This is a genomic window from Pseudomonas nabeulensis (assembly GCF_004682045.1).
In the GTDB taxonomy this organism is placed as follows: Bacteria; Pseudomonadota; Gammaproteobacteria; order Pseudomonadales; family Pseudomonadaceae; genus Aquipseudomonas; species Aquipseudomonas nabeulensis.
Map to the genome: position 1 here is coordinate 1 of NZ_QUZT01000059.1, position 22,883 is coordinate 22,883.

Annotated in this window: 18 protein-coding genes and 2 rRNA genes; 12 read left to right on the top strand and 8 right to left on the bottom strand. The window is 59.5% G+C overall.

What is annotated here, in order from left to right:
• Positions 1–99: 99 nt before the first annotated feature.
• Positions 100–215, top strand: a 5S ribosomal RNA gene (gene rrf / locus DYL61_RS24320).
• A gap of 109 nt (positions 216–324) precedes the next feature.
• A 5S ribosomal RNA gene (gene rrf, locus DYL61_RS24325) occupies positions 325–440 on the top strand.
• 163 nt (positions 441–603) lie between these two features.
• On the opposite strand, the gene DYL61_RS24330 is transcribed toward rrf (DYL61_RS24325), so the two are convergent.
• The 3 genes from DYL61_RS24330 to DYL61_RS24340 form a co-directional block, all read right to left on the bottom strand.
• Complete coding sequence (locus tag DYL61_RS24330; RefSeq protein WP_135310449.1) at positions 604–3,090, bottom strand: TonB-dependent siderophore receptor; 2,487 nt, start codon at positions 3,088–3,090, stop codon at positions 604–606.
• A gap of 84 nt (positions 3,091–3,174) precedes the next feature.
• Positions 3,175–4,158 (bottom strand): FecR domain-containing protein, encoded by a 984-nt coding sequence (locus DYL61_RS24335; RefSeq protein ID WP_135310450.1) that lies wholly within the window; start codon positions 4,156–4,158, stop codon positions 3,175–3,177.
• Positions 4,155–4,670: a sigma-70 family RNA polymerase sigma factor gene (locus tag DYL61_RS24340; RefSeq protein ID WP_135310451.1), complete on the bottom strand. Its 516-nt coding sequence runs from the start codon at positions 4,668–4,670 to the stop codon at positions 4,155–4,157. The genes DYL61_RS24335 and DYL61_RS24340 overlap by 4 nt, the downstream gene beginning before the upstream one ends.
• A 282-nt stretch (positions 4,671–4,952) precedes the next feature.
• Here DYL61_RS24340 and DYL61_RS24345 point away from each other — a divergent pair, with 282 nt between their 5' ends.
• Complete coding sequence (locus DYL61_RS24345; RefSeq protein ID WP_135310452.1) at positions 4,953–6,833, top strand: methyl-accepting chemotaxis protein; 1,881 nt, start codon at positions 4,953–4,955, stop codon at positions 6,831–6,833.
• A 40-nt stretch (positions 6,834–6,873) separates the two neighbouring features.
• On the opposite strand, the gene DYL61_RS24350 is transcribed toward DYL61_RS24345, so the two are convergent.
• The 5 genes from DYL61_RS24350 to DYL61_RS24370 all read right to left on the bottom strand — a co-directional run bounded on the left by DYL61_RS24350 (position 6,874) and on the right by DYL61_RS24370 (position 13,452).
• Positions 6,874–7,332, bottom strand: coding sequence for an SRPBCC family protein (locus DYL61_RS24350; RefSeq protein ID WP_135310453.1), 459 nt, complete (start codon positions 7,330–7,332; stop codon positions 6,874–6,876).
• A gap of 17 nt (positions 7,333–7,349) precedes the next feature.
• Positions 7,350–10,727, bottom strand: a complete 3,378-nt coding sequence (locus DYL61_RS24355) for an amino acid adenylation domain-containing protein (RefSeq protein WP_135310454.1) — start codon at positions 10,725–10,727, stop codon at positions 7,350–7,352.
• On the bottom strand, positions 10,724–11,671 hold the full coding sequence (locus DYL61_RS24360; protein WP_135310455.1) for a diiron oxygenase: 948 nt from the start codon (positions 11,669–11,671) through the stop codon (positions 10,724–10,726). Before DYL61_RS24360 ends, DYL61_RS24355 begins: the two co-directional genes overlap by 4 nt.
• Positions 11,668–12,426 carry a DUF3050 domain-containing protein gene (locus DYL61_RS24365; protein WP_135310456.1) on the bottom strand — a complete coding sequence of 253 codons (759 nt, stop codon included), beginning with the start codon at positions 12,424–12,426 and terminating at the stop codon, positions 11,668–11,670. Before DYL61_RS24365 ends, DYL61_RS24360 begins: the two co-directional genes overlap by 4 nt.
• A 318-nt stretch (positions 12,427–12,744) precedes the next feature.
• Positions 12,745–13,452 carry a GntR family transcriptional regulator gene (locus tag DYL61_RS24370; protein WP_135310457.1) on the bottom strand — a complete coding sequence of 236 codons (708 nt, stop codon included), beginning with the start codon at positions 13,450–13,452 and terminating at the stop codon, positions 12,745–12,747.
• A gap of 244 nt (positions 13,453–13,696) precedes the next feature.
• Between DYL61_RS24370 and DYL61_RS24375 the strand changes: the two genes are divergently transcribed.
• The 9 genes from DYL61_RS24375 to DYL61_RS31735 all read left to right on the top strand — a co-directional run bounded on the left by DYL61_RS24375 (position 13,697) and on the right by DYL61_RS31735 (position 22,850).
• Positions 13,697–14,590: a TauD/TfdA dioxygenase family protein gene (locus DYL61_RS24375; RefSeq protein WP_135310458.1), complete on the top strand. Its 894-nt coding sequence runs from the start codon at positions 13,697–13,699 to the stop codon at positions 14,588–14,590.
• Between the two features lie 14 nt (positions 14,591–14,604).
• Positions 14,605–15,630 carry an ABC transporter substrate-binding protein gene (locus tag DYL61_RS24380; protein ID WP_135310459.1) on the top strand — a complete coding sequence of 342 codons (1,026 nt, stop codon included), beginning with the start codon at positions 14,605–14,607 and terminating at the stop codon, positions 15,628–15,630.
• A 1-nt stretch (position 15,631) separates the two neighbouring features.
• Positions 15,632–16,483 (top strand): ABC transporter ATP-binding protein, encoded by an 852-nt coding sequence (locus DYL61_RS24385; RefSeq protein WP_135310460.1) that lies wholly within the window; start codon positions 15,632–15,634, stop codon positions 16,481–16,483.
• A gap of 10 nt (positions 16,484–16,493) precedes the next feature.
• The gene (locus tag DYL61_RS24390; protein WP_105698297.1) at positions 16,494–17,342 is read left to right on the top strand and encodes an ABC transporter permease; all 849 of its coding nucleotides are present in this window, start codon (positions 16,494–16,496) and stop codon (positions 17,340–17,342) included.
• 53 nt (positions 17,343–17,395) lie between these two features.
• Entirely contained in the window at positions 17,396–18,322 is a 927-nt protein-coding gene (locus tag DYL61_RS24395) for a LysR family transcriptional regulator (RefSeq protein WP_135310461.1), read from the top strand.
• A 242-nt stretch (positions 18,323–18,564) separates the two neighbouring features.
• A complete protein-coding gene (locus DYL61_RS24400; protein ID WP_135310462.1) occupies positions 18,565–20,100 on the top strand; it encodes an MFS transporter in 1,536 nt (511 codons plus the stop codon).
• Between the two features lie 15 nt (positions 20,101–20,115).
• Positions 20,116–21,174: an HlyD family secretion protein gene (locus DYL61_RS24405; RefSeq protein WP_135310463.1), complete on the top strand. Its 1,059-nt coding sequence runs from the start codon at positions 20,116–20,118 to the stop codon at positions 21,172–21,174.
• Positions 21,171–22,616: an efflux transporter outer membrane subunit gene (locus DYL61_RS24410; protein WP_135310464.1), complete on the top strand. Its 1,446-nt coding sequence runs from the start codon at positions 21,171–21,173 to the stop codon at positions 22,614–22,616. The genes DYL61_RS24405 and DYL61_RS24410 overlap by 4 nt, the downstream gene beginning before the upstream one ends.
• Before the next feature lie 105 nt (positions 22,617–22,721).
• A complete protein-coding gene (locus DYL61_RS31735; RefSeq protein ID WP_274594959.1) occupies positions 22,722–22,850 on the top strand; it encodes a hypothetical protein in 129 nt (42 codons plus the stop codon).
• The last annotated feature ends 33 nt before the right edge of the window (positions 22,851–22,883 follow it).

Here is a 22,883-nt window from a genome sequence, read left to right on the forward strand (position 1 = left end):
AAATGAACCGAAAGTTCGACGCTCACAAAACACCGATTTTTATCACATACCCAATTTGCTGAAGCGAAGCCAGCTGGCTACGACTCAGTACCCGAATTTCTTGACGACCATAGAGCATTGGAACCACCTGATCCCATCCCGAACTCAGCAGTGAAACGATGCATCGCCGATGGTAGTGTGGGGTTTCCCCATGTGAGAGTAGGTCATCGTCAAGATTAAATTCCAAAACCCCTGATTGCTAACGCAGTCAGGGGTTTTGTTTATGTAGAAGTCCATGAATTTCATCGGCACGATGCTAACGCAACGGTCCGGTACACAGAATTTCTTGACGACCATAGAGCATTGGAACCACCTGATCCCATCCCGAACTCAGCAGTGAAACGATGCATCGCCGATGGTAGTGTGGGGTTTCCCCATGTGAGAGTAGGTCATCGTCAAGATTGAATTCCGAAACCCCTGTCTGCTAACGCAGACAGGGGTTTTGTCGTTTAGAAGATGTGGAAGCGCCTGCAACCCCACCGTGTGTCCAACAGGTCGTCAGTGGTAGCCACAAAAAAACCAGCGTCAGGTAGCGGACGCTGGCTTGGTTCAAACACGAATGAATCAGAACTGGTAGCTCACCGTCGCGCTGACGTTGCGCTCTTCCCCCAGGTAACAAAAGTTAAGGCTGGCACAAGACGCTACATAGGTTTCGTTGGTCAGGTTGTTAGCATTCAGTCGTACATCTACCCCCTTTAACCCAACCTTACCCAAGTCATACCCAACCGAGGCATCGAGCAAGGTGTAGGAGGGGACTTTCATCGTGTTCTCTGCGTCCGCCCAGCTGTAGCCCACATACCGGACGCCGCCGCCGAGCCTCAACCCATCAAGAACGTTGCTATCAAATTTGTAGTCCGCCCACACGGACGCCATGTGACGGGGTGCCTGTGTCGGCGAGTTACCCTTGTTCTCAACCAAATTGTCAGCAGTGCTGAGCGTGCTCACCATCGATTTGGAATACTTGATATCGGTAAAGGTATAGCTGCCCAGGATCTTGAGGTTATCGGTCAGTTGCATATGCGCTTCCAACTCCAACCCCTGAGAGCGCACCGCGCCCACCGCTCGGTAGAAATTCTCCTGCGGTAGTTTGGTTGCCAGATTTTCCTGGTCGATACGGAACCACGACGCGGTAAACAGGTTATCGGTGCCTGGCGGCTGATACTTCAACCCCACTTCCCATTGAGTACCATCAGTCGGAGCCAGTGGGTTGCCGGCACTGTCGGAATAAGAGTTGGGATTGAAGGATTCCGAGTAGCTGACATAGGGCGCAAGGCCGCTATCGAACAAATATAGCGCCCCCGCACGGCCCGTAAGCTTGGTGCGTTTATCACTGATCTCAGTGCCTACTGGCCGGCTAGCCTCGGCGATTCGGTTTTCATCGGACGTCTCTACCCAATCTTGGCGCAGTCCAAGGGAAAACCGCCATTTATCCATTTCAATCAGGTCTTGCAGATAAACACCGGTTTGCTCCAGTCGCCGTAGATAGCTGGTGGGGCTGTAGTAACTGATAGCGGAATTGCCGTAGACAGGGTTGAACGCATTGATCGGCTGCAACGATCCGCTCGTCCAGTCCACTACTGTTTTACGCCGTTGATAATCGGCGCCCATCAACACGGTATGTTTGGTGGCTCCCGTGAAAAATTCTGCTTGGAGCATGTTGTCGATAATGAATGCATGCAGCTTCTCATCACCGCCTGAGTAGTAACGGTTGAGCTCGTTACTGGTGGGTGTGGTCCAGCCGTAGGCGTACACCTGATCCAGCTGCACCTTGGAGTCCAGATAACGAAAATTCTGCCGTGCGGTGAATACATCATTAAAGCGATGCTCAAATTGATAGCCAAATGACTGCTGATCTCGCTTGTAGCCATCAACCCCCGGTTCACCCTCAAAGAAATGACTGGAGATTCGCTGGCCATTGCGCTGATGCAAGGCGCCATCCGCCGGCATGCCGCCGTGATAGCCGCCGTCTGGGTCATGCTGCAGGTAGGCCTGCAATGTCAGCGACGTGTCTTCGGTAAAGTCGATGCTCAGGGTCGGTGCCAGCGCGTAGCGTTTTTCCTTGGCGTGGTCGAATTGTGTGTCGGATTTGTCTGCTAACCCCGTCAGTCGATAGGCAATGCGCTTGTCGTCATCCACAGGCCCGCTGAAATCAAAACCCATGCCTCGCTGCCCGTTACTGCCTACTGTCGCCTGTACCTGGTGATAGGGCTCGAATAACGGCTTTTTGCTAGTGAGCGCCACCAGGCCGCCGGGCGAACTGCGTCCGTACAGCACCGAGGAAGGGCCCTTGAGAATATCCACGCGTTCCAGAAAGTACGGGTCTACCTGCATTGTGCTGTAGGTGCCGCTGTCCCCCATCGACTTCAATCCATCCAGGTAGATGTTATCCACCGAACCATCATTGAAGCCGCGCATTGCCACATAGTCATACCGATGCGTTGCGCCGTAGGGGTTGGTCAGCACGCCAGGGGTATAGCGCATGGCTTGCGCAACGGTCTGGGAGCCTTGGTCATCCATTTGTTCACGGGTCACGACGGAGACCGTTTGCGATGTCTCCAGCAGAGCGGTGCTGGTCTTGGTAGCAATCTGGCTATGCGTCGCGTTGTAGCCCTCCATGCTGCCCAGAGCGTTACCCAGGGCAAATCCCTTGATATCGGTGGTTGGCAAGGTAAGCGCGTCGCTTTGCGGCGGCACCTGCAATACGAAGCTGACGCCATCCTCGGAAATAGCCTGCAGCCCTGAGCCATTGAGCAAATGATTCAAGCCTTGCTCGACGGAGTACTCGCCCTGCAGCCCCGTCGATTGCTTGCCCTGAGTTTGCACGGGGGTACTGGAGAGGGTGATGCCCGCTTGCCGCGCAAATTGATTGAGCGCCTCGCTCAGTGGGCCTGCGGGGATCTGGTAGCGTTGATTGACCTGCTGGGCACCTGCTTCTGCGGCCATGCCAGTGACCGGCACTACGCTGATACCCAATGTTGTCGACAGCAAAGCCGCACGTATGGCTTTTCTTAATTGCGGGTAGGAAGAGTTGTAGGGTAAGCACACTGTCATGGTCAAGATCCGTAGAGGCCGGGGAAGGCAAAGTGAATGGCTTACTGTCTAAGCCGGACTCACGGAAAAAAGCCGCCAAAAAAATCAGGCCGATTGCTCCACGCTCACCCACCAACGGGTGCGATAGCGCACTTGTACGGGGAGTGTCTGCGGCAGGACCGCCAGTAACTTGTCGGTATCCTCCAGACGAAATACCCCCGATAAACGCAACTCGGCGATCCCTGCCGAACACCCTAAATAGCCATGACGATAACGCCCCACTTCGCCAAGAAAGTCCGCAAGACGCATACCCCGCGTGACGATCAGTCCATCGGCCCAGGCGCCGACATCCATGTTCATCGGCGGGGCAGGAACGGCTTCGGACGGGCGCACAAGGTAGTTTTCCCCCGCATGAACCTGGGTCGATAGCCCATCCGCCTGATGAGGTGAATGAATGGCCACGTTGCCGCTGACCACACTCAGACGCGTGCAATCACTGTCCTGGCGCACCGAAAAGCGCCCGTCGATGCCTTCGAACAGTCCATGGCGGGTTTGCACCAGCAAAGGTGCTGACGAATCTGCACCGCAGGTAACCAGGATTTCCCCACGCACCAGGTTGATCAGGCGTTGGTGCAGGTTGAAGTTCAAGTCCACTGCGCTGTCGGTATTGAGTTGCAGGCGAGTGCCATCCGGTAATTGGATACTGCGGCGCTCACCGGTCGCGGTCGCAAGGTCGGAAGTCCAGCGCTGCCAGCCCGTCAGGTCTCGGCTGATCCAGGCCGCAGAGCCTACCAGCGCCACGCCGGAAAGCATCTTCATCGCCTGGCGCCGGCTCAAACCCTGGGCACTGCTCTCCAATGCCACGTGCGCTCCCGGAATGGCAGTCAGCTGACTGCTCAGTTCCTGTTGCAGCGCCTGCACTCGCTGCCACGCCATTTCGTGATCATGATGAGCTGCGCGCCACTGTTCACATTGTGCGCGCAAGCGTACGTTGGCACGGTTGTTACGCAGGCGCAGTGCCCAACTTATGGCCTGTTTGACCACCTGGGGGTCAGGCCCGAAACGCGTGGCGTTGTTCACCCGCGTCATGCCTCATACCGTAGGACGTAGCAGTGATACAGCGCCTCAGCGATGTAACGCTCAACCGAGCGCAGTGACACGCCCAACTGCTCCGCGATTTGCTTGTACGTCAGCCCATCACACTGGGCCATTAGAAACGCCTTACGTACCTTGGGTTTCAATCCTTCCAAAAGCCGGGCGATGTCTTCCAGCAACTCGAGAACGAGCGCACGTGCTTCAGCACTCGGCGCCAATGCTTCAGGCAAATGGGCGATGGATTCCAGATACGCCCGTTCGATTTCTTCACGGCGCCAGTGATCAATCACCAGTCCTCGGGCAATGGTGCGCAAGAATGCCCGGGGCGCCTTGAGTTCAAAGCGTTCGGTCTTCTGCAGGAGTCGCACAAAGGTGTCTTGCGCCAGGTCTGCGGCATCGCACGCGTTGCCCAACCGGCTGCGCAGCCAGGTGTTCAACCACGTGTGATGGGCGTGATAAAGCGTCGTTACAACACTTTCACGCGGGATGTACTCAGAGGGCTGCATTCACACGAACCTGGCCAAACGTCACAAATGATAATTAGTCGCATTGTTTGGGAGGCTGACAAATTTTGCAACTCTGATCCTTGTACGACAACCACTGGTCGGTTTCCTACGTAAAACGAAGGGCAATCCTACAAATCGCTCAGTTTTGCTTCGACTTGGCCGAAAGCCTGATGAGCCATGCGTGCACCGAAATAGAGCGGCCAAAGAAGCCGCCTATACCCTTACATGGAATGTTCCTCTCGGCACGCTAACCCCCCTTTTGGCAAAAAGAAGTCGAATGAAATGAATCTAAAGTTCAGTCATAAAATTCTGTTGGCCGCGTCAGGCGTCGTGGTTCTAGCCTTCGCGTTATTCACGTTCTACAACGACTACCTGCAACGCAGCACCATCAAGCAAAATTTGGAGTCGTCGATCCAGCAGTCCGGCGAGCTCACTGCCAGCAGTGTGCAGAACTGGCTCAGTGGCCGAATATTGGTGCTCGAAAGCCTGACGCAAAACATCGCCCATCAGGGTAATAGCGCCGATCTTCCCGGACTGGTTGACCAACCCGCACTCACCTCGAACTTCCAGTTCACCTATGTTGGCCAAACCAACGGTGTATTCACTCAGCGCCCTGACGCAAAAATGCCCGACGACTACGACCCGCGTCAGCGGCCCTGGTACAAACAAGCCGTGGCTGCCGATAAACCCATGCTCACGCCGCCTTATATGGCTGCCGTGGGTGGGCAAATCGTAACCATCGCCATGCCGGTGAAAAAGAACGGCGAATTGCTCGGTGTAGTGGGGGGGGACCTGAGCCTGCAGACTCTGGTGAAGATCATCAACTCGGTGGATTTCGGTGGCATCGGCCATGCCTTCCTGGTCAGCGGCGATGGTCAAGTCATCGTCAGCCCTGACCAGGACCAGGTGATGAAAAACCTCAAGGAGATCTACCCAGGTACTTCGGTACGCATCGAGAAAGTCAGTCAGGAAGTGGTCCTCAATGGCCAGGACCGGATCCTGTCGTTCACCCCGATCAACGGGTTGCCAGGTGCAGATTGGTACATCGGCCTGTCGGTTGATAAAGACAAAGCCTACGCTCCACTGGGTAAATTCCGCACCTCCGCGTTGATTGCCATGCTGATTGCCGTGGTGGCGATTGCTGTACTTCTGAGCCTGCTGATCCAAGTGTTGCTGCGCCCGCTGACTACCATGGGCGTCGCCATGCAGGACATTGCCCAGGGCGAAGGCGACCTGACTCGCCGACTGGCGGTTACCAGCAAAGATGAATTCGGCGAAGTCGGCAGCGCATTCAACCAGTTCGTGGAGCGTATCCACGCTTCGATTTCCGAAGTGTCCTCGGCAACCCGCCAGGTTCACGACTTGTCCCAGCGGGTAATGGCTTCGTCCAATGCCTCTATCGTTGGCTCGGACGAGCAAAGCGCACGCACCAACAGCGTGGCCGCCGCGATCAACGAGCTGGGTGCTGCCACCCAGGAAATCGCCCGCAACGCCGCCGATGCCTCCCAGCATGCCAGCGGCGCCAGCGAGCAGGCCGACGACGGGCGCAAAGTGGTGGAGCAAACCATCCTGGCCATGTCGGAACTGTCGCAGAAGATCAGCCTGTCCTGCACCCAGATCGAAACCCTGAATGCCAGTACCGATAACATCGGTCACATCCTCGATGTGATCAAAGGCATCTCCCAACAGACCAACCTGTTGGCGCTCAACGCCGCGATTGAGGCCGCGCGTGCCGGTGAGGCCGGTCGCGGATTTGCCGTCGTTGCCGATGAAGTGCGCAACCTGGCTCACCGCACGCAAGAGTCTGCCGAGGAGATCCACAAGATGATCACCTCGCTGCAAGTGGGCTCGCGTGAAGCGGTCACCACCATGAATGCCAGCCAGACCTCCAGCGAAGAAAGCGTCCAGGTTGCCAACCAGGCGGGTGAGCGCCTGGTCAGCGTGACGCAGCGGATCGTCGAAATCGACGGCATGAACCAGTCGGTTGCCGCCGCTACCGAAGAGCAGACCGCAGTGGTGGAGACACTCAACGTCGATATCAACCAGATCAACCTGCTGAACCAACAGGGTGTGAGCAACCTCAACGAAACCTTGAAGGATTGCGATGCGTTGTCGCAACAGGCCAATCGTTTGAAACAGTTGGTCGACAGCTTCAAGATTTAATCGGTCGACAGGCAGGAGCGAGTCCCTTCGCTCCTGCTGTTCAACTGAGCAGTCGACGAACATTCTCCAAGGCGCTGCTGGCAAAGCCCTGCACAAACGACTCAAACCCCTCCTGCGCCGTGTCCATGGGCTCGGCAATCAGGATCCAGGTCACCTTGGAACATTGCTCCCCAAGTGCCTCCACGCTAATCGCCGCCCACAACCTGGCCAGGCCAAGGGTGTTGTAGATCATGGTCCAGGTCATCTGCATTGCATGCTCATCCCGACTATTGAGTTGCTCTACCACGCGGTTGCCATCGTGAAAGAATTTCGTGCGCAAAGCGCCCACGCCGGTACCCGTCATTTCGATGTGCGTCAGCGCAGGAATGAACACATCAAAGTTGGCGAACTGACCCACCATGCCCCACAACCGGTTAGCGGGGCAGTCAACCGTGACGCAGACCACTATCGGCGCGCTGTTGGGGTTTTGAATTAACGTATCGGGTCTCAGTGAGTTCATGTGGTCGTCCAGGGCGTTTAAAGAAAGCCAATGGCTTTGAGGTAGGCGCAGCCTTTGCTCAATAGCTGCGAGTTTTTTTCCGGGTAGGGCTCCCCCATCAGTCGAACCCCTTGTCGGGCGTTGTCATGTTTGATCATTGAGGTGTCTCCGATGTCCTCATCCAGGCAATCGAGATAAAACCCGAGCACGCCAAACAGCGCGTTATCGCGACCGACGGTGCGCAACCCCTGTTGCCAATGCGCAACGTCCACCCGCTCGAACGCATGGCCTGCCAAGCTGAATGCATCCAGGTAGTGTTCCCAACTCAGCGGCTGCGGATTGTGGAGGTTGAAGACGTTTTCACTGACGTCGAAACGTGCGCAATGGAAGGCGATGAATCGCGCGAGGAAGTCCACCGGCATCAGGTCGAAGTTCACGTCCAATCGAGGTAGCAGCCCCAGTTGCAGCGACCCCTTGAGCATCAGCATCAGCCGATTTTGCTGCGGTTGGCACACACCGTTGCGACTATTGAAACTGATGTTTCCAGGACGATGGATATTCACCCAGGCGCCCTGTTCCACCGCGTGCCCCAGCCACCGCTCGGCGACCCACTTGGACAGGTTGTAGCCATTCTTGATGTACAGCGGCAACGTGGCGGCGGCGGGGGTCTCCAGGACATGCCCCAAGGCATCGACGCTACTGCACGCCGACAACGTCGACACAAAATTGAAGACCTTTTTACGTCCGGTCTCGCACAGGCGCAGGCACTCAATAATCGGTTCGACGTTGTCCTTGGTCAGCGAGGCATAGTCCATCACGTGGTTGACCCGCGCCGCGTTGTGCACCAGTGCGCCGAATCCTTCGGTAAGCGCGTCATATACATCGCAGGCCAAACCCAACCGTGGCTGGCTGATATCGGCGGCAAATACCTGTACTCGGTTCAGGTCCAGATGCTTCAGGCGGTACTCCCGCATTGCCTGGGTGAACCGCTCCTTCGCCGATTGCCCCGGCGTCTCACGCACCAGGCACGCCACTTGGGTTGCGCCACTGTCCAGTAACGCTTCGACGATATGGATGCCGACAAAACTGTTGGCTCCCGTCACGATCACCCTGCGCGGGTCGCCCGCCTGTTCCCCGGGTAACGTCTCGGCGGGCCACTGCCGCTGAGCGTCCTGCATCGCTTGGCGTGAAGGTGTGTCGGGCAGTTCACCGTCTTCCAGCAACGTTGCAAGCGTTCTGATCGTGGGTGCTTCTATAAAGCGGCTCAACGCAAGGCTGCGACCAAATTGCTCGCGGACACGCAGCAACAGGCTCGACAGCAAAATCGAATGGCCGCCGAGATCGAAGAAGCGGTCATCGATAGATAGCTCACTCGCCGACAGCCCCAGCAATTCACCCCACAGGTCGGTCAAGCGCCTCTGCAGCGGTGTGAGTGCAACGCCGCGAGTTGTCGACAGCGTCGGCGGAACCGGCAACGCCAGCAATGCTTTCCGGTCGATCTTGCCGCTGCTGGAGTGCGGCATGCCTGCCAGTTCGGTCAAGGCGTCGGGACGCATATAGTCCGGCAACCATTGCCGTGCATGCTGTTGCAGGGTTGCCACGGTGGCCCCCGGTTCGGGCTGCGCGACAAACCCGCGAATTCTACGATCAGCGTCGATCACCACCGCCACCTGGCGGTACAGGCGGCTGTTGCGCAGGCAGTGCTCAATATCCCGAGGCTCGACGCGATAGCCGCGAATCTTGACCTGATCATCGCGGCGGCCACTCAGTACGATTCCGTCGGCGGTCCACTGCGCCAAGTCACCGCTACGGTAGGCGCGCAAGAGCCGACCACCCGGCAGTGTCAGTTCAACGAACCGGTCCGCGTCTTCTTGGGTCGCGTTCACATACCCCAGGCTCACTCCGGGGCCGGCGATATAAACCTCGCCTATCACCTGTTCATCCACCGGTTGCAGGGTGTCGTCGAGAATCAACACCTGGCTGTTGGCGATGGGGCGGCCGACGTTGCGATTATTGTCATTGGGCTGCAACGTCCGATGGGTGATCAACACGGTGGCCTCGGTGGGGCCGTACAGATTGTGAAATTGGCACTGGCCTGCCAGCCGCTCGATCACGTCGGGTTCACACACATCACCGCCCGTCAGCAAATGCACCAGGCCGATGGGTTGATCTCGTGCCAGCAGGCTGAGCAATGCGGGCGGCACAAAAGCATGGGTAACACGCTGATGATTGAGCAGCTCCATCAGTTGAATGGGGTCGCGCCGTTGATCTTCGTTGGGGACAATCAACTCTGCGCCCGCCATCAGCGCGGGGAAGATATCGATCAGCGATGAATCGAAACTCAACGATGAAAATTGCAGGACACGGCTCTGTTCATCCTGGGCCATGCGGGGTCGGAACCAGGCGGCAAAATGTGCAAGGTTGCCTTGGCTGAGCCATACACCTTTTGGCTGGCCCGTGGTTCCGGATGTAAAGAGGGCCATGCACGGCGAGTCAGTGCAAGGGCGCTGGAGCATCAGTGGCTGCGCAGTGCTGGCGTCGCTGGGGCCGATGGTACTCACGTTCAGTGAAAGGAACCGCTCCCGCAACGGGTGTTGGCCGGCGTCCAGCAAAACGCGGGCGTGGGTGCTTTCGAGCATGGCCTGATGACGCGCAACAGGAGGGGCCACTTCCAGCGGCAAATACACCGCACCGCAGCCCAGCACGGCGAGAATACTGGCATACAACTCGACGGACTTTTCCAGGCAGACACCGATCACCGGGGGCGCTTCAAGGGTTTCCAGCAAGGGGCACAGCCTCTGCTGGATCGCCAGCGCCAGCACTTGCAGCTCACGGTAAGTCACCTGGCTACCGCCGATGTTCAGCGCGGGCCGGTGGGCGAAAGCGTTGAGGCTGGCCTGTATCCGTTCAATCACCGGCACCTGGGCTTCCCGCAACAAGGCAGGGTCTGCCGTGCGATTGAAACGGTGCACAAACGCCAGGGCTTCAAGCTCCTGCAAACCTGCCTCGGGCCAGTCGTTGGCGAGCGCACTTGCGGTGAAGTAGCCCGAGTGCCGAGAAAAGCCACTGACGTGCAGCGCAACCCACTCCACCAACGCATCCGTCACTTGCCGACGCAATCGCTCGCCGTTGCCGCTGGGTTCCTCGTTGATATCCAGTACGGCGTACGCGCGCTGGTTCTGGTCGTAGGCACGCAGTTGCAGGGTGGGCAGCCCGCTATCCGTTGTCGGGCCAAGTCCCAGGCGTAAACGCACCCAGGGGCTTTGGCTCAGGGCAGGTGGCAATTCCAGGCTACCGTCTTCAATCCACAGGTCGGCGGCGTCATCGCCAGAAACATGGCCGTACTGCTCCAGCCTCTCCTTGATCGCGGCCATTGCAACGCTGGTGCCGAACCATCCGATAACCAATCGCCTCATATCGGCCTCCTGGGTGAAGGCAGGTAGTCATTCAATGCATGGGTCACGCTCGCCGTTTGCAGCAAGCCGCTGTGTTGCAGGAAACCCATGATGTTGGCCACCAGCGGATGCTGGTAGGTGATGGGAAACGTCAGTGCGATGACTTCATCGCGTAACGTGTTGCGCACTGTGGGACTCACATCGAGGTGTTCGATCAACTGCAGGTCGAAGGTTTTCTGCATCTCGTTGGTCAGGTAATTTTCCAGGAACACCGGCAACGCCAGCGCGATGCTATCGCGGTCCTCCGGGCTGGCCGCTTGCCAATAGAGGCGCACCAGGCGAGTCCAGAATTGCGCATGGCGGCCTTCGTCAGACAGATGGTCGGCCATCAAGCCACGGATGGATGCCTTGACACTGTTGTCCCTGGAAAATGCCGCGACATCCTGGGTCACGGTGTTTTCAGCGATGGCCACACCCATCAGTTCAACGGCATCACGCAGGTGCGCGGGGACCTGCGCTTGTGCCGCCGGCAGTGCACGGCTCAGCTCGATTTGTGCGGGGAGATTGATGGGCGGGATTCCGGTCATGTCCACGGTCTGTTGCAGGAAGTCCAGCGCGACCAGCGCGTGATAGTCCTCGTCCACCACGACGGTCATGGCGTCGTAGCGGCAGGCGAGGGGGAAGGGCGTCGAGAAGCGGTTTTTGGCAATGTTGCGTGCCGTCTTGTCGACGATCTCGGTCTCGAAGATCACGACGTCATTGATGAATTTGTAGAAGCTTTGCACCAGGACAAAGTCGCGCCACTGGGGGCAATGTTCGAGGAAGGTCGCGGTGAGCACCAAGGGCTGGCGGCACAGCGGGTAGATCAGCTTGTCGTCGTTTTCCAGCAGGCGGCGAGGGCGGGTGCGGACGGTTGCGCGGCGCTCCCAATCGTCGGCAAGGGACTGGTACTGCGCACCGTTCATGGGTGCACCTCTTGCAACGAGGCCCGCACGTGGTCCCACAAATGGATGCGACTTTGCACGCCGGCGATGGCCGCGTCGTGAGCCTGCTGTGGGTGGGTCGGGTCTGCGCTGACCAGGCGCTCGAGCAGGCGGTGTGCTGCCGGCCCGTGATCCTCGGTGTCCAGTTCGATGTGGCGCGTGAGATAACTGTAGAAGGTGGGTGCCTGGTGCGGGTTAATGTCCTCCGATTGCAGAAGATGCTCGAACATCTTCGGGATGACATGCTCGCGACCGTGCAGGAACACCGCCGCTACGCAGTGGGTAGGTGCGTTCAACGCGATGTGCAACGTATCGCGGACGAAAGCGCCAACCCCCGGGGGCGGATCCGCTTCAAGCAAGGCTGTATTGACAGCCTGACCCTCGCGTTGCAGCGCAATGAAGCGGTCGATCCTCGACGTGTTGGCACCGACTTCTTTCATGGCTTCGAGATACAACTCGAAATGACTGCAGTGGCCTTGTCGGGGATGCTCGTCCGATTCCTCACCCAGCACGATCTCATTGATCAAGCGTGCGGCTTGCGGGTCTACAGGGGGCAGCCAGGGAAGCTGCATGCAGGTCAGGTCCTGTTGCAGGCGCTTGGTGAGAGTCATGAAGTCCCACACAGCGAATACATGACTTTCCATAAATAGTTGTAACTTTCTAAGGGAAGTTATTTCAATAAATAACGGGTGGCTGCATAACTGCAGTTGTTTTTGTTCCAGTAGCGCTTGTTGCATGGTTGATGCCTATAAGTTGTTGCGTCTGCTGTAAACACAGCGATGGCTGTTGTAATCGGCTAAGAAATAAAGGGCTGCAAACCGATTCGAGCACGCAAGGCAGCTCGCACGCGGGAAGTAGGCAGTTCGATGAAGTGTGTTTTTTAGCGAGGCGAGATAATAAGCGGGTTAAACAGTTTGGCGACTATATGAATGTGTTGAATGTTTTGCGAAATAAGAATGGCTGTAAGTAAGTTGCTTTAGTTGCGGTGGGAAGTTTCTTCGCTGCGGGGCTTTATCACGCTAGACAGGGTGCCCCGCAGTATTCAAGCGCGCCTATTAGATGTTCTTCTTCGCGGCAGCCTCCAGGCCACTGAGGTACGTCGTGATGACCTCCATGCCTCGCATCAAGTGATTGCGCAGGGTCAGGATGCTTTCCTCGGTTTTCTTCTGCACCACCAGGTTCAGCAGTTCACGGTGGTCTTCCTGGGATGTTTCGCCCAGCCCCATCGCCTCAAGGTTGAAACGCAGAAAGCGCTCTTCCTCGTTCAACCCGTGTTCTACCAACTTGAGCAGGCGCTGGTTAGGGGCCTTGCTATACAGGGTCATGTGGAAGAGGCGGTTGAGACGTCCAATCTCGGTGTAGTCTTTCTCTTGCTCGAGGGCGCAGATCAAGGCATCCGCCTCGGCAATATCGGCTTCGGTGAGCAAGGGAATCGACAGGCGCAACGCCTCCGACTCCAGCAACATCCGCAACCCATAGGTCTCAGCCGAGTTGTCGTCAATCAACGGTGCAACCACGGCACCCTTGTGCGTCACCACATGCAGCAGTGACTGCGCCTCCAGTTGGCGCAAGGCCTCGCGCACCGGCATGCGGCTGACCCCGAACAGGCTGGCCAGCTCCTGCTGGCGCATGGCTGTACCACAGGGCAGGCGGCCATCGAGGATGGCATTGCGCAAGGTTTCTTCAATCACGGAGCGAGCGAGATGGGCGGGAATAGGACCGCTGATCTTGATGCTGTTCAAAGGGCTCGGCTTCTGCGTCACGGTTACGCTATCCTCCTTGTCGGATTGGGGTGGCTGATTGGATCCAATGCACACTAGAGACTGCCCACAAGCTTGTCAAACGGGTACGGTTTCGGCTTGTAAGCACTTCAACAGAGTGCTCAAGGCACCCACACTGGGCATTTGCAGTGTCTTACATTCCTGTCTATCGATATTCATTATCGGTATTTAAATTCGAGTTCTTATACCTATAAAGTCACTCTCCTGTCTGACCGGGAGTGACCTCATGTCCGCCACCTCTACTGTTCCAACAGTGACCCCAACCGCCCAAGCTTTCGAGATTCGCCCACTGCCCGGCAGCGTCGGTGCCGAGATTGTCGGGCTGGACCTGTCGCGTCCGGTCAACGACCAGGATTTTGCCCGTATTCACCGCGCGCACCTGGACTATCACGTGGTCGTGTTCCGCGACCAGCGCATCACCCCGGAACAACAGATCGCCTTCAGCCGTCGCTTCGGTGTGTTGCAGATTCACGTCCTCAAACAGTTCCTGTTGGCCAACCACCCGGAAATCCTGATCGTCTCCAACATCATCGAAAATGGCCAATCCATCGGCCTGGGGGACGCAGGCAAGTTCTGGCATTCGGACCTGTCCTATAAAGAGCTGCCGAGTCTGGGCTCGATGCTGCACGCCCAGGAACTGCCGTCCGAAGGCGGCGATACCTTGTTCGCCGATATGCACAAAGCCTGGGACCAACTGCCCCAGCACCTGCGCAACGCCGTTGAAGGCCGCAGCGCCGCGCATTCCTACACCGCGCGTTACAGCGAAACCAAATTCGAAGGCAACTGGCGTCCCACACTGACTCCCGAGCAACTCGCTCAGGTAGCCGAAGTGGTGCACCCCGTGGTGCGTACCCACCCGGAGAATGGCCGAAAGGCGCTGTTCGTCAGCGAAGGCTTCACTACCCGCATCGTCGGCCTGCCAGAAGACGAAAGCCGCGACCTGCTGGCCCAGCTCTACGCCCACAGCGTGCTGCCAGAAAACATCTATCGCCACCAATGGCAGCCCCACGACCTGGTGTTCTGGGACAACCGCTCGCTGATCCACCTGGCCGCCGGTTGCCCGAGCTACCTGCGCCGCAAGTTGTTTCGCACCACTATCCAGGGCGACGCGCCTTTCTGATTCGGAGCATGAGCATGTCCACGAAAATTCCATTCGCCCGACTGGCTGCGACCGTCGGCCTGGGCATCAGCCTGTTGGCTGGCAGCCTGGTTGCACCGACCGTGGCGCAGGCCGAAGGCCAGATTCGCATCGCCGAGCAGTTCGGCATCGTCTACCTGTTGCTGAACGTGGTACGCGACCAGAACCTGATCGAAAAATACGGCAAGCAGGAAGGCATCGACATCAAGGTCGACTGGACCCAACTGTCCGGCGGCGCTGCGGTCAACGACGCGTTGCTGTCCGGCTCGATTGATATCGCCGGCGCCGGCACCGGCCCGCTGCTGACCATCTGGGACCGCACCCACGGCAAGCAAAACGTCAAGGCCGTGGCGTCCCTGGGCAACTTTCCCTACTACCTGGTGAGCAACAATCCCAAGGTCAAGACCATCGCCGACTTCACCGAAAAAGACCGCATCGCCGTGCCGGCAGTGGGTGTGTCGGTGCAATCGCGCTTCCTGCAATACGCCGCTGCCAAGCAGTGGGGCGACAAGGAGTTCAATCGCCTCGACAAGTACACGGTGGCTGTTCCGCATCCCGATGCCACCGCTGCACTGATCGCCGGCGGCACCGAACTCACCGGGCATTTTTCCAACCCGCCGTTCCAGGACCAGGCCCTGGCCAACCCGAACGTGCATGTGGTGCTGAACACCTACGACCTGTTCGGCCCGAACTCGCCGACCGTGCTGTTCGCCACCGAAAAATTCCGCAACGACAATCCAAAAACCTACAAGGCATTCGTTGAAGCGTTGACCGAAGCCGCGCAGTTCGCGCAGAACGACAAAGGCGCTGCGGCCGATACCTACATCCGTGTGACCAAGGCCAAGATCGACCGCGCCGAGCTGCTGAAAATCATCGACAACCCGCAGTTCGAATTCAGCGTCACACCGAAAAACACCTACCCGCTGGCCGAATTCCTCTACCGCGTCGGTGCCATCAAGCACAAGCCTGAATCGTGGAAGGACTATTTCTTCCAGGACGCCAAGCCCCTGCAAGGAAGTTGAGATGAACGCGCCTTTGCAAGGCCACGAGGCCAGCAACCTGCACACCACCGTCCCGTTGTTGGCGGTGGATAACGTCAGCCTGGAATACCGAACCCCCGAACGCGTGGTGCGGGCCACCCACCAGGTCAGTTTCGAAATCGACCCGGCGGACCGTTACGTATTGCTTGGCCCGTCCGGCTGCGGCAAATCCACCTTGCTCAAGTCCATCGCCGGGTTTATCAAACCCTGCGAGGGCGAGATTCGCCTGCTGGGGCAAAAGGTCGAACAACCGGGTCCGGATCGTATTGTGGTGTTCCAGGAATTCGATCAACTGCCGCCGTGGAAAACCGTCAAACAGAACGTGATGTTCCCGCTGCTGGCGTCGAAAACCCTCAAGCGCCGCGAAGCCGAGGAGCGTGCTTTGCACTACCTCGAAAAAGTCGGCCTGAGCAACTTTGCCGACGCGTATCCGCACACACTTTCCGGCGGCATGAAGGCTCGCGTGGCCATCGCCCGCGCCTTGGCCATGCAGCCAAAAATCCTGCTGATGGACGAGCCGTTCGCCGCCCTGGACGCCCTGACTCGACGCAAGATGCAGGAAGAGTTGCTGCTGCTGTGGGAAGAAGTGCGCTTCACCTTGTTGTTCGTCACCCACTCCATCGAAGAAGCGCTGGTGGTGGGCAATCGCATCCTGTTGCTGTCGCCGCATCCGGGGCGCGTGCGGGCGGAAATCCATAGCCATCAATACGACCTGCACAGCCTTGGCGGCGTGGAGTTCCAGGCGTCGGCGCGGCGGATTCATCGCCTGCTGTTTGATGAAGCGCCCGAGGCCGAGCAAGAGCTGGGTTTCGCTGACATCCGCATCGCTTACTGAGGGACAACCCGTGCGCCAGGAATACGAAATACAACTCGAACCACTGCTCAGCGTCCCCGTGGAACGCGAGCTGCCCCTGCGCCAACGCCTGTGGCAACAAGGCTGGCTGCGCAAGGGCTTGATCCTGATCGTGCTGGCGATCCTCTGGGAAGCCGTTGCGCGCTACCAGAACAATGACTTGCTGCTGCCGAGCTTTTTGCAGACCTTTCACGCGCTCTACGACGGCCTGCTCAGCGGCGAATTACTCAGTAAGGTCAGCATCTCGCTGGTGGTGCTGATCAAGGGCTACCTGATCGGTATCGTGCTGGCGTTTGCCCTGACCACCCTGGCGGTGTCGACCCAGTTGGGCCGCGACCTGCTCAGCACGTTGACCTCGATGTTCAACCCGCTGCCGGCCATTGCGTTGCTGCCGCTGGCACTGTTGTGGTTCGGCCTGGGGCAGAACAGCCTGATCTTCGTGCTGGTGCATTCGGTGCTGTGGGCGCTGGCGCTCAACACCTATTCGGGTTTTCTCGGCGTGTCCGAAACCCTGCGCATGGCCGGTCGCAACTACGGCCTCAAAGGCATGCGCTTTGTGCTGTTCATCCTGATTCCGGCGGCGCTGCCGTCGATCCTCGCGGGCCTTAAGATCGGCTGGGCATTTGCCTGGCGCACGCTCATCGCCGCCGAGCTGGTATTCGGTGCAACCAGCGGCAAGGGCGGCCTGGGTTGGTACATCTTCCAGAACCGCAACGAGCTGTATACCGACAAGGTATTTGCCGGCCTGGCCGTGGTGATCCTGATCGGCCTGCTGGTGGAGAACCTGGTGTTTGATACCTTCGAGCGACTCACCGTAAAGCGTTGGGGCATGCAGCGCTGATCTCCTGCTAGGATTGCAGCCAATTCACTCCCCAGTCATCACGAGTGCTTGGCATGCAATTACCGGACATGAACCTGCTGGTCGCCTTCGACGCCCTGCTCGATGAGGGCAGCGTGGTCGGCGCCGCACGCCGCATGAACCTCAGCCCCGCCGCCATGAGCCGCACCCTCACGCGCATCCGCGAGGCGGTGGGCGATCCGATCCTGGTGCGCGCCGGCCGCGGCCTGGTGCCGACGCCCAAGGCCTTGCAGTTGCAAGCCCAGGTACGCAACGTGGTGGAACAGGCGGCGCTGGTGTTCCGCTCGGCGGATGAGGTGGATTTGAGCACCCTGCGCCGGCGTTTCAGCGTACGCGCCAATGACTTTTTCATTGGTGTGTATGGTGGTCGGTTGTTCGACACCATGGAGCGCGTGGCGCCGCTGTGCGAGCTGTGCTTTGTGCCCGAAGGCGACACCGACGACGAAGCCTTGCGTGAAGGCCGCCTGGATTTGCGGGTGAGCAACACCATGCCCACCAGCCCCGAAGTAAAGGTGCAGAACCTGTTCTCCACGACCTTCGTCGGCCTGGCACGGGAAGGTCATCCGTTGTTCGACGAAGAGATCACTGCTGCACGTTTCGCCAGCTATTCCCACATCAGCATTTCGCGGCGGGGCATTGCCCGTGGGCCTATCGACACGGCGCTGAATGCCCAAGGGCTGGAGCGCCGCGTGGCGATGATCGCGCCAGGGTTCCATGGTGCGATGTTCATGCTGCCGGATTCCGACCTGATCCTGCCGGTGCCCAAGGAAGCGCTCTACAGCGCCAATCGCCTGAAACTGCCGCTGCGTGCATTCCCGCTGCCGATCTCGCTGCCGACATTGGTATTGGCGCAGTCCTGGCATCCGCGTTTCGACAAAGACCCGGCGCACAAATGGCTGCGCGAAACCATGCGCGAGAGCTGCCATGCCACATGGCTGGAGGCCCAACCGACTCAATCTTGAGATGTACAATTTCCAAATGTGGGAGGGGGCTTGCCCCCGATAGCAGTGGATCAGTAAGAAATGTGTACCTGACACACTGCAATCGGGGGCAAGTCGAATCGTCGCACCGCCCCTCCCACAGGGTTTTTGTGGTGAGTTTAAGATTGTGTTTGGTGCAGTTATAAACTGCCGACAAGTAACTTTTTGTCATGAGTTAGCCTGATTAAACTGCTCGGGTATTTACCATTTCGAGTTACCCGTTCATGACTTCCCTCGCTGCCCCCACGCTAGCGGCCGCAGCCCTACCCACTGCGATGAGCCCTCCGGTATTCGGCCCGCGCATCATCATCGGCCTGGTCGGCGTGCTGCTGGCGGTGCTGGTGTCCGGTCTCAATGAGATGGTCACCAAGGTCGCCCTCGCCGATATTCGCGGTGCGTTGTACATCGGCTTCGACGAAGGCACCTGGTTGGTCGCGGCCTACACCGCCACCTCCGTCGCAGCCATGGCTTTTGCCCCCTGGTGTGCGGTGACGTTTTCGCTGCGCCGTTTCACCTTGTGTGCGATTGGCCTGTTCACCGTGCTCGGCATCCTGTGCCCGTTCGCGCCGAACTACGAAAGCCTGCTGCTGCTACGCACCGTGCAAGGCCTGGCCGGCGGTGCGTTGCCGCCGATGTTGATGACCGTGGCCCTGCGCTTCCTGCCGGCCAACGTCAAACTCTACGGCCTGGCCGGTTACGCGCTCACCGCGACCTTCGGGCCGAGCCTGGGCACGCCGCTGGCGGCGCTGTGGACCGAGTACGTCGGCTGGCAGTGGGCATTCTGGCAAATTGTCGGGCCGTGCCTGCTGGCGATGGCTGCGGTGGCTTACGGCCTGCCCCAAGACCCGCTGCGCCTGGAGCGCTTCAAGCAGTTCAACTGGCGCGGCTTGCTGTTGGGCTTTCCGGCGATTTGCATGTTGGTGATCGGCATCCTGCAAGGCAATCGCCTGGACTGGTTCGAGTCGGGCTTGATCACCTTCCTGCTCTGTGGCGGCACGGTGTTGCTGGTGCTGTTCATGGTGAACGAATGGTCGCAGCCGGTGCCGTTCTTCAAGTTGCAGATGCTTGGTCTGCGCAACCTGGCGTTCGCGTTGATCGTGCTGGCTGGGGTGCTGATGGTGCTGACCTCGGTGATCATCATCCCGTCGAGTTTCCTCGCTCAGGTCCAGGGTTATCGTCCGCTGCAAACCGCGCCGGTGATGCTGCTGATGGCGTTGCCGCAGTTGATCGCCCTGCCGTTGGTGGCGGCGCTGTGCAACCTGCGCTGGGTCGATTGCCGCTGGGTGCTGGGCATCGGCCTGGGCATGTTGGTGCTGTGTTGCGTGGGCAGTGCGCACCTGACGTCGGAGTGGATTCGCGATGACTTCTACGGCCTGTACCTGCTGCAAATCTTTGGGCAACCGATGGCCGTGTTGCCGCTGCTGATGCTCTCGACCGGCAGCATCCAACCCATTGAAGGGCCATTCGCCTCGGCCTGGTTCAACACCGTCAAAGGCTTGGCCGCCGTGATTGCCACCGGTGTGATCGACACGCTCACCACCCAGCGCCTGCATTTCCACTCGACCATGCTGGTGGACCGCCTGGGCAACTCGCCCCTGGCCGACGGTGACGCGCCGGGCCTGGCGCACCGCCTGCACGAGCAGGCCGTGGTGCTGACCTCTTCGGATTTGTATTACGTCATGGCCGCCGTCGCGGTGGCGTTGATCCTGCTGATTTTCTGGATGCCCACGCGGATTTTCCCGCCCCGCGCACCGACTTGATTGAAAGGACTGTTCATGAAACGCAAAGATAAAATTGCCGTCTCCGTTATCGCGGTCTTCGCCGTCGGTGTGCTGGTTTACCTGGTTGCGCCGGGCGTGCTGGGCAGCAAACACCAGACCACCAACGACGCCTTCGTCGCCGCCGACTTCACCCTGGTGGCGCCGCGCGTGGCCGGCTTCATCAAGGAAGTGCTGGTGGAAGACAACCAACGCGTCAAGGCAGGGCAACTGCTGGCGCTGATCGACGACCGCGATTTTCGCGCCGCCGCCCAGGCCGCCGACGCCGATACTCTCGTCGCCCAAGCCCAACTGAAAAACGCCACCGCCACCCTCGAGCGCCAAAGCTCGGTGATCGCCCAGGCTCAGGCGACTGTTGCGGCGGATCGCGCGGAAATGGCCTTCGCCGAACACGAACTGAACCGCTACAACCACCTCGCCGGCGTCGGCGCGGGCACCGTGCAGAACGCCCAGCAAGCCAAGACCCGCATCGACCAGGCCACCGCGCGCATGGCCAATGCCACGGCGGTGCTGGCGGCGGAGCGCAAGCAAGTCGAAATCCTCACCGCCCAGCGCGACGCTGCCGAAGGTGGACTCAAACGCGCCCAGGCCGCGCTGGAGCTGGCCAGTTATCAACTGTCCTACACGCGCATCGTGGCGCCGGTGGATGGCATGGTCGGTGAACGTGCCGTGCGGGTTGGCGCCTACGTGACGCCGGGCAGCAAGATCCTCGCCGTGGTGCCGCTGGAGCAGGCCTACGTGGTGGCCAACTTCCAGGAAACCCAACTCTCCCATATGCACGCCGGCCAAGCCGTGCAGGTGCGGGTCGACAGCCTGGATGGCGAGTTGCTCAACGGCCATCTGGAAAGCCTGGCGCCGGCCACCGGCGTGACCTTCGCCTCGGTAAAACCGGATAACGCCACCGGCAACTTCACCAAGGTGGTGCAGCGTATTCCGGTGAAGATCGTGCTGGAGCCGGGTCAGGCGCACATCGAGCGCCTGCGCGTCGGCATGTCGGTAGAGGCCAGCGTCGACACTCAACCCGCTGCGAAGCAACGCGAGGTAGCCCAGCAATGAAACGAGTGGCCTGGCTCACCTTGAGCCTCATCAGCCTGAGTGCCTGCACCGTTGGCCCTGACTTTCACAAGCCCCAAGGCCCGCAAGTCACCCAGTGGAGCGAACCCCAGGGCCGTCAAGCCGCCAGCCGTGCGGTCAGCGAGCCTTTGCAGGAGCGCTGGTGGGATGTGTTCCACGACGAGCAACTGTCGGCCCTCACACGCCGCGCACTCACCGATAACCTCGACCTGAAACTGGCCAGCAGCCGGCTGGAGCAAAGCCGCGCCGTACGCCAAGTGACCACCGCCGAGCGTTACCCGAACGTCGACGCCAGCGGCGCTTACCAGCGTAAACGCAACAGTGGCAAAGGCTTGAGCGACCCTTCCGGCGAGAACGGTCGCTCCGCGTTCAACCAGTGGGACGCGGGCTTCTCGGCCTCTTGGGAGCTAGACTTCTGGGGTCGCGTCAAACGCGAAACCGAAGCCGCCGACGCCACCCTGCAAGTCGCTGAAAACGACCGGCGCGCCGTACTGCTCTCGGTACTCGCCGAGACCGCCCAGGACTACATCCAACTGCGCGGCGTACAAAACACCCGCGCCGTCACCGAGCAAAACCTCGACGTCGCGCGCCACAGCCTCAAGCTCTCGCAACTGCGCCTGGCCGACGGCGTGGCCACCGACCTGGACGTGGCCGAAGCCGCCGCTCAAGTCGCCGCCATCGAAGCGCGCCTGCCGGACCTGCAACAACGCCAGGACCAGTTGATCAACGCCCTGAGCCTGCTGATGGGCGAGCCACCGCAAACCCTGCACGCGCAGTTGTCCAAGGACGCCGCCGTACCGCAGACCCAGCGCCAGGTCGCCATCGGCCTGCCGTCGGAGCTGGCCGAACGTCGTCCGGACATCCGCCAGGCCGAGGCCCGCCTGCATGCCGCCACCGCCACGATCGGCGTGGCCAAGGGCGACTTCTACCCGCGCATCACCCTGTCGGGCAGCCTCGGTTCTCAAGCCATGCAGTTGTCGGACTTCGGCTCCTGGGGCTCCCGCGCCTTTGCCTTCGGCCCACAGTTCAGCCTGCCGCTGTTCAATGGCGGGCGCCTGCAAGGCATGTTGAACCTGCGCGAAGCCCAGCAACAGGAAGCGGCGCTGGCCTACCAGCAAACCGTATTGCGCGCCTGGCATGAGATCGACGACCAGTTGACCCGCTACAACGCCAGCCAACTGCGCCGTGACAGCCTCGCCGAAGCCGTGCGCCAGAACCAGATCGCCCTGGCGACCGCGCAACACCAATACGTCGAAGGCGTGGCGGATTTCGTCAACGTGCTGACCGTGCAAAGCGCGCTGCTGGCGACGCAGGAGCAGTGGGTGGAAAGCTCTACCGGCGTGTCCCTGGCCATGGTGGGGTTGTACAAAGCGTTGGGCGGGGGCTGGGAATCGGTGTATCCGTTGCAAACTGCGGGGGGCTGAAGGTGTGAGCAAGCTGTAGGGCGTGCTGTGCCGATTATTGGGAGCCGCACGTAGGACCGCTCTTCATTCGCCTGGTGGCCCAGATGCCTGGCCCTGGCGCTGGTGGTGAGCGCGCTGCTGCCGCAGGCCTTCAACGTGTTTCTTGAACCCCTGATGGCGTTGAATGTGCAGAACCTGACCAACAAGGCCTATGTGTGGCAGTGCACCAGTGATCTGGATTGCTACTCCGGATAAGCCCTAATGGCAGTCAGTTAAGAGGTCTGAAGG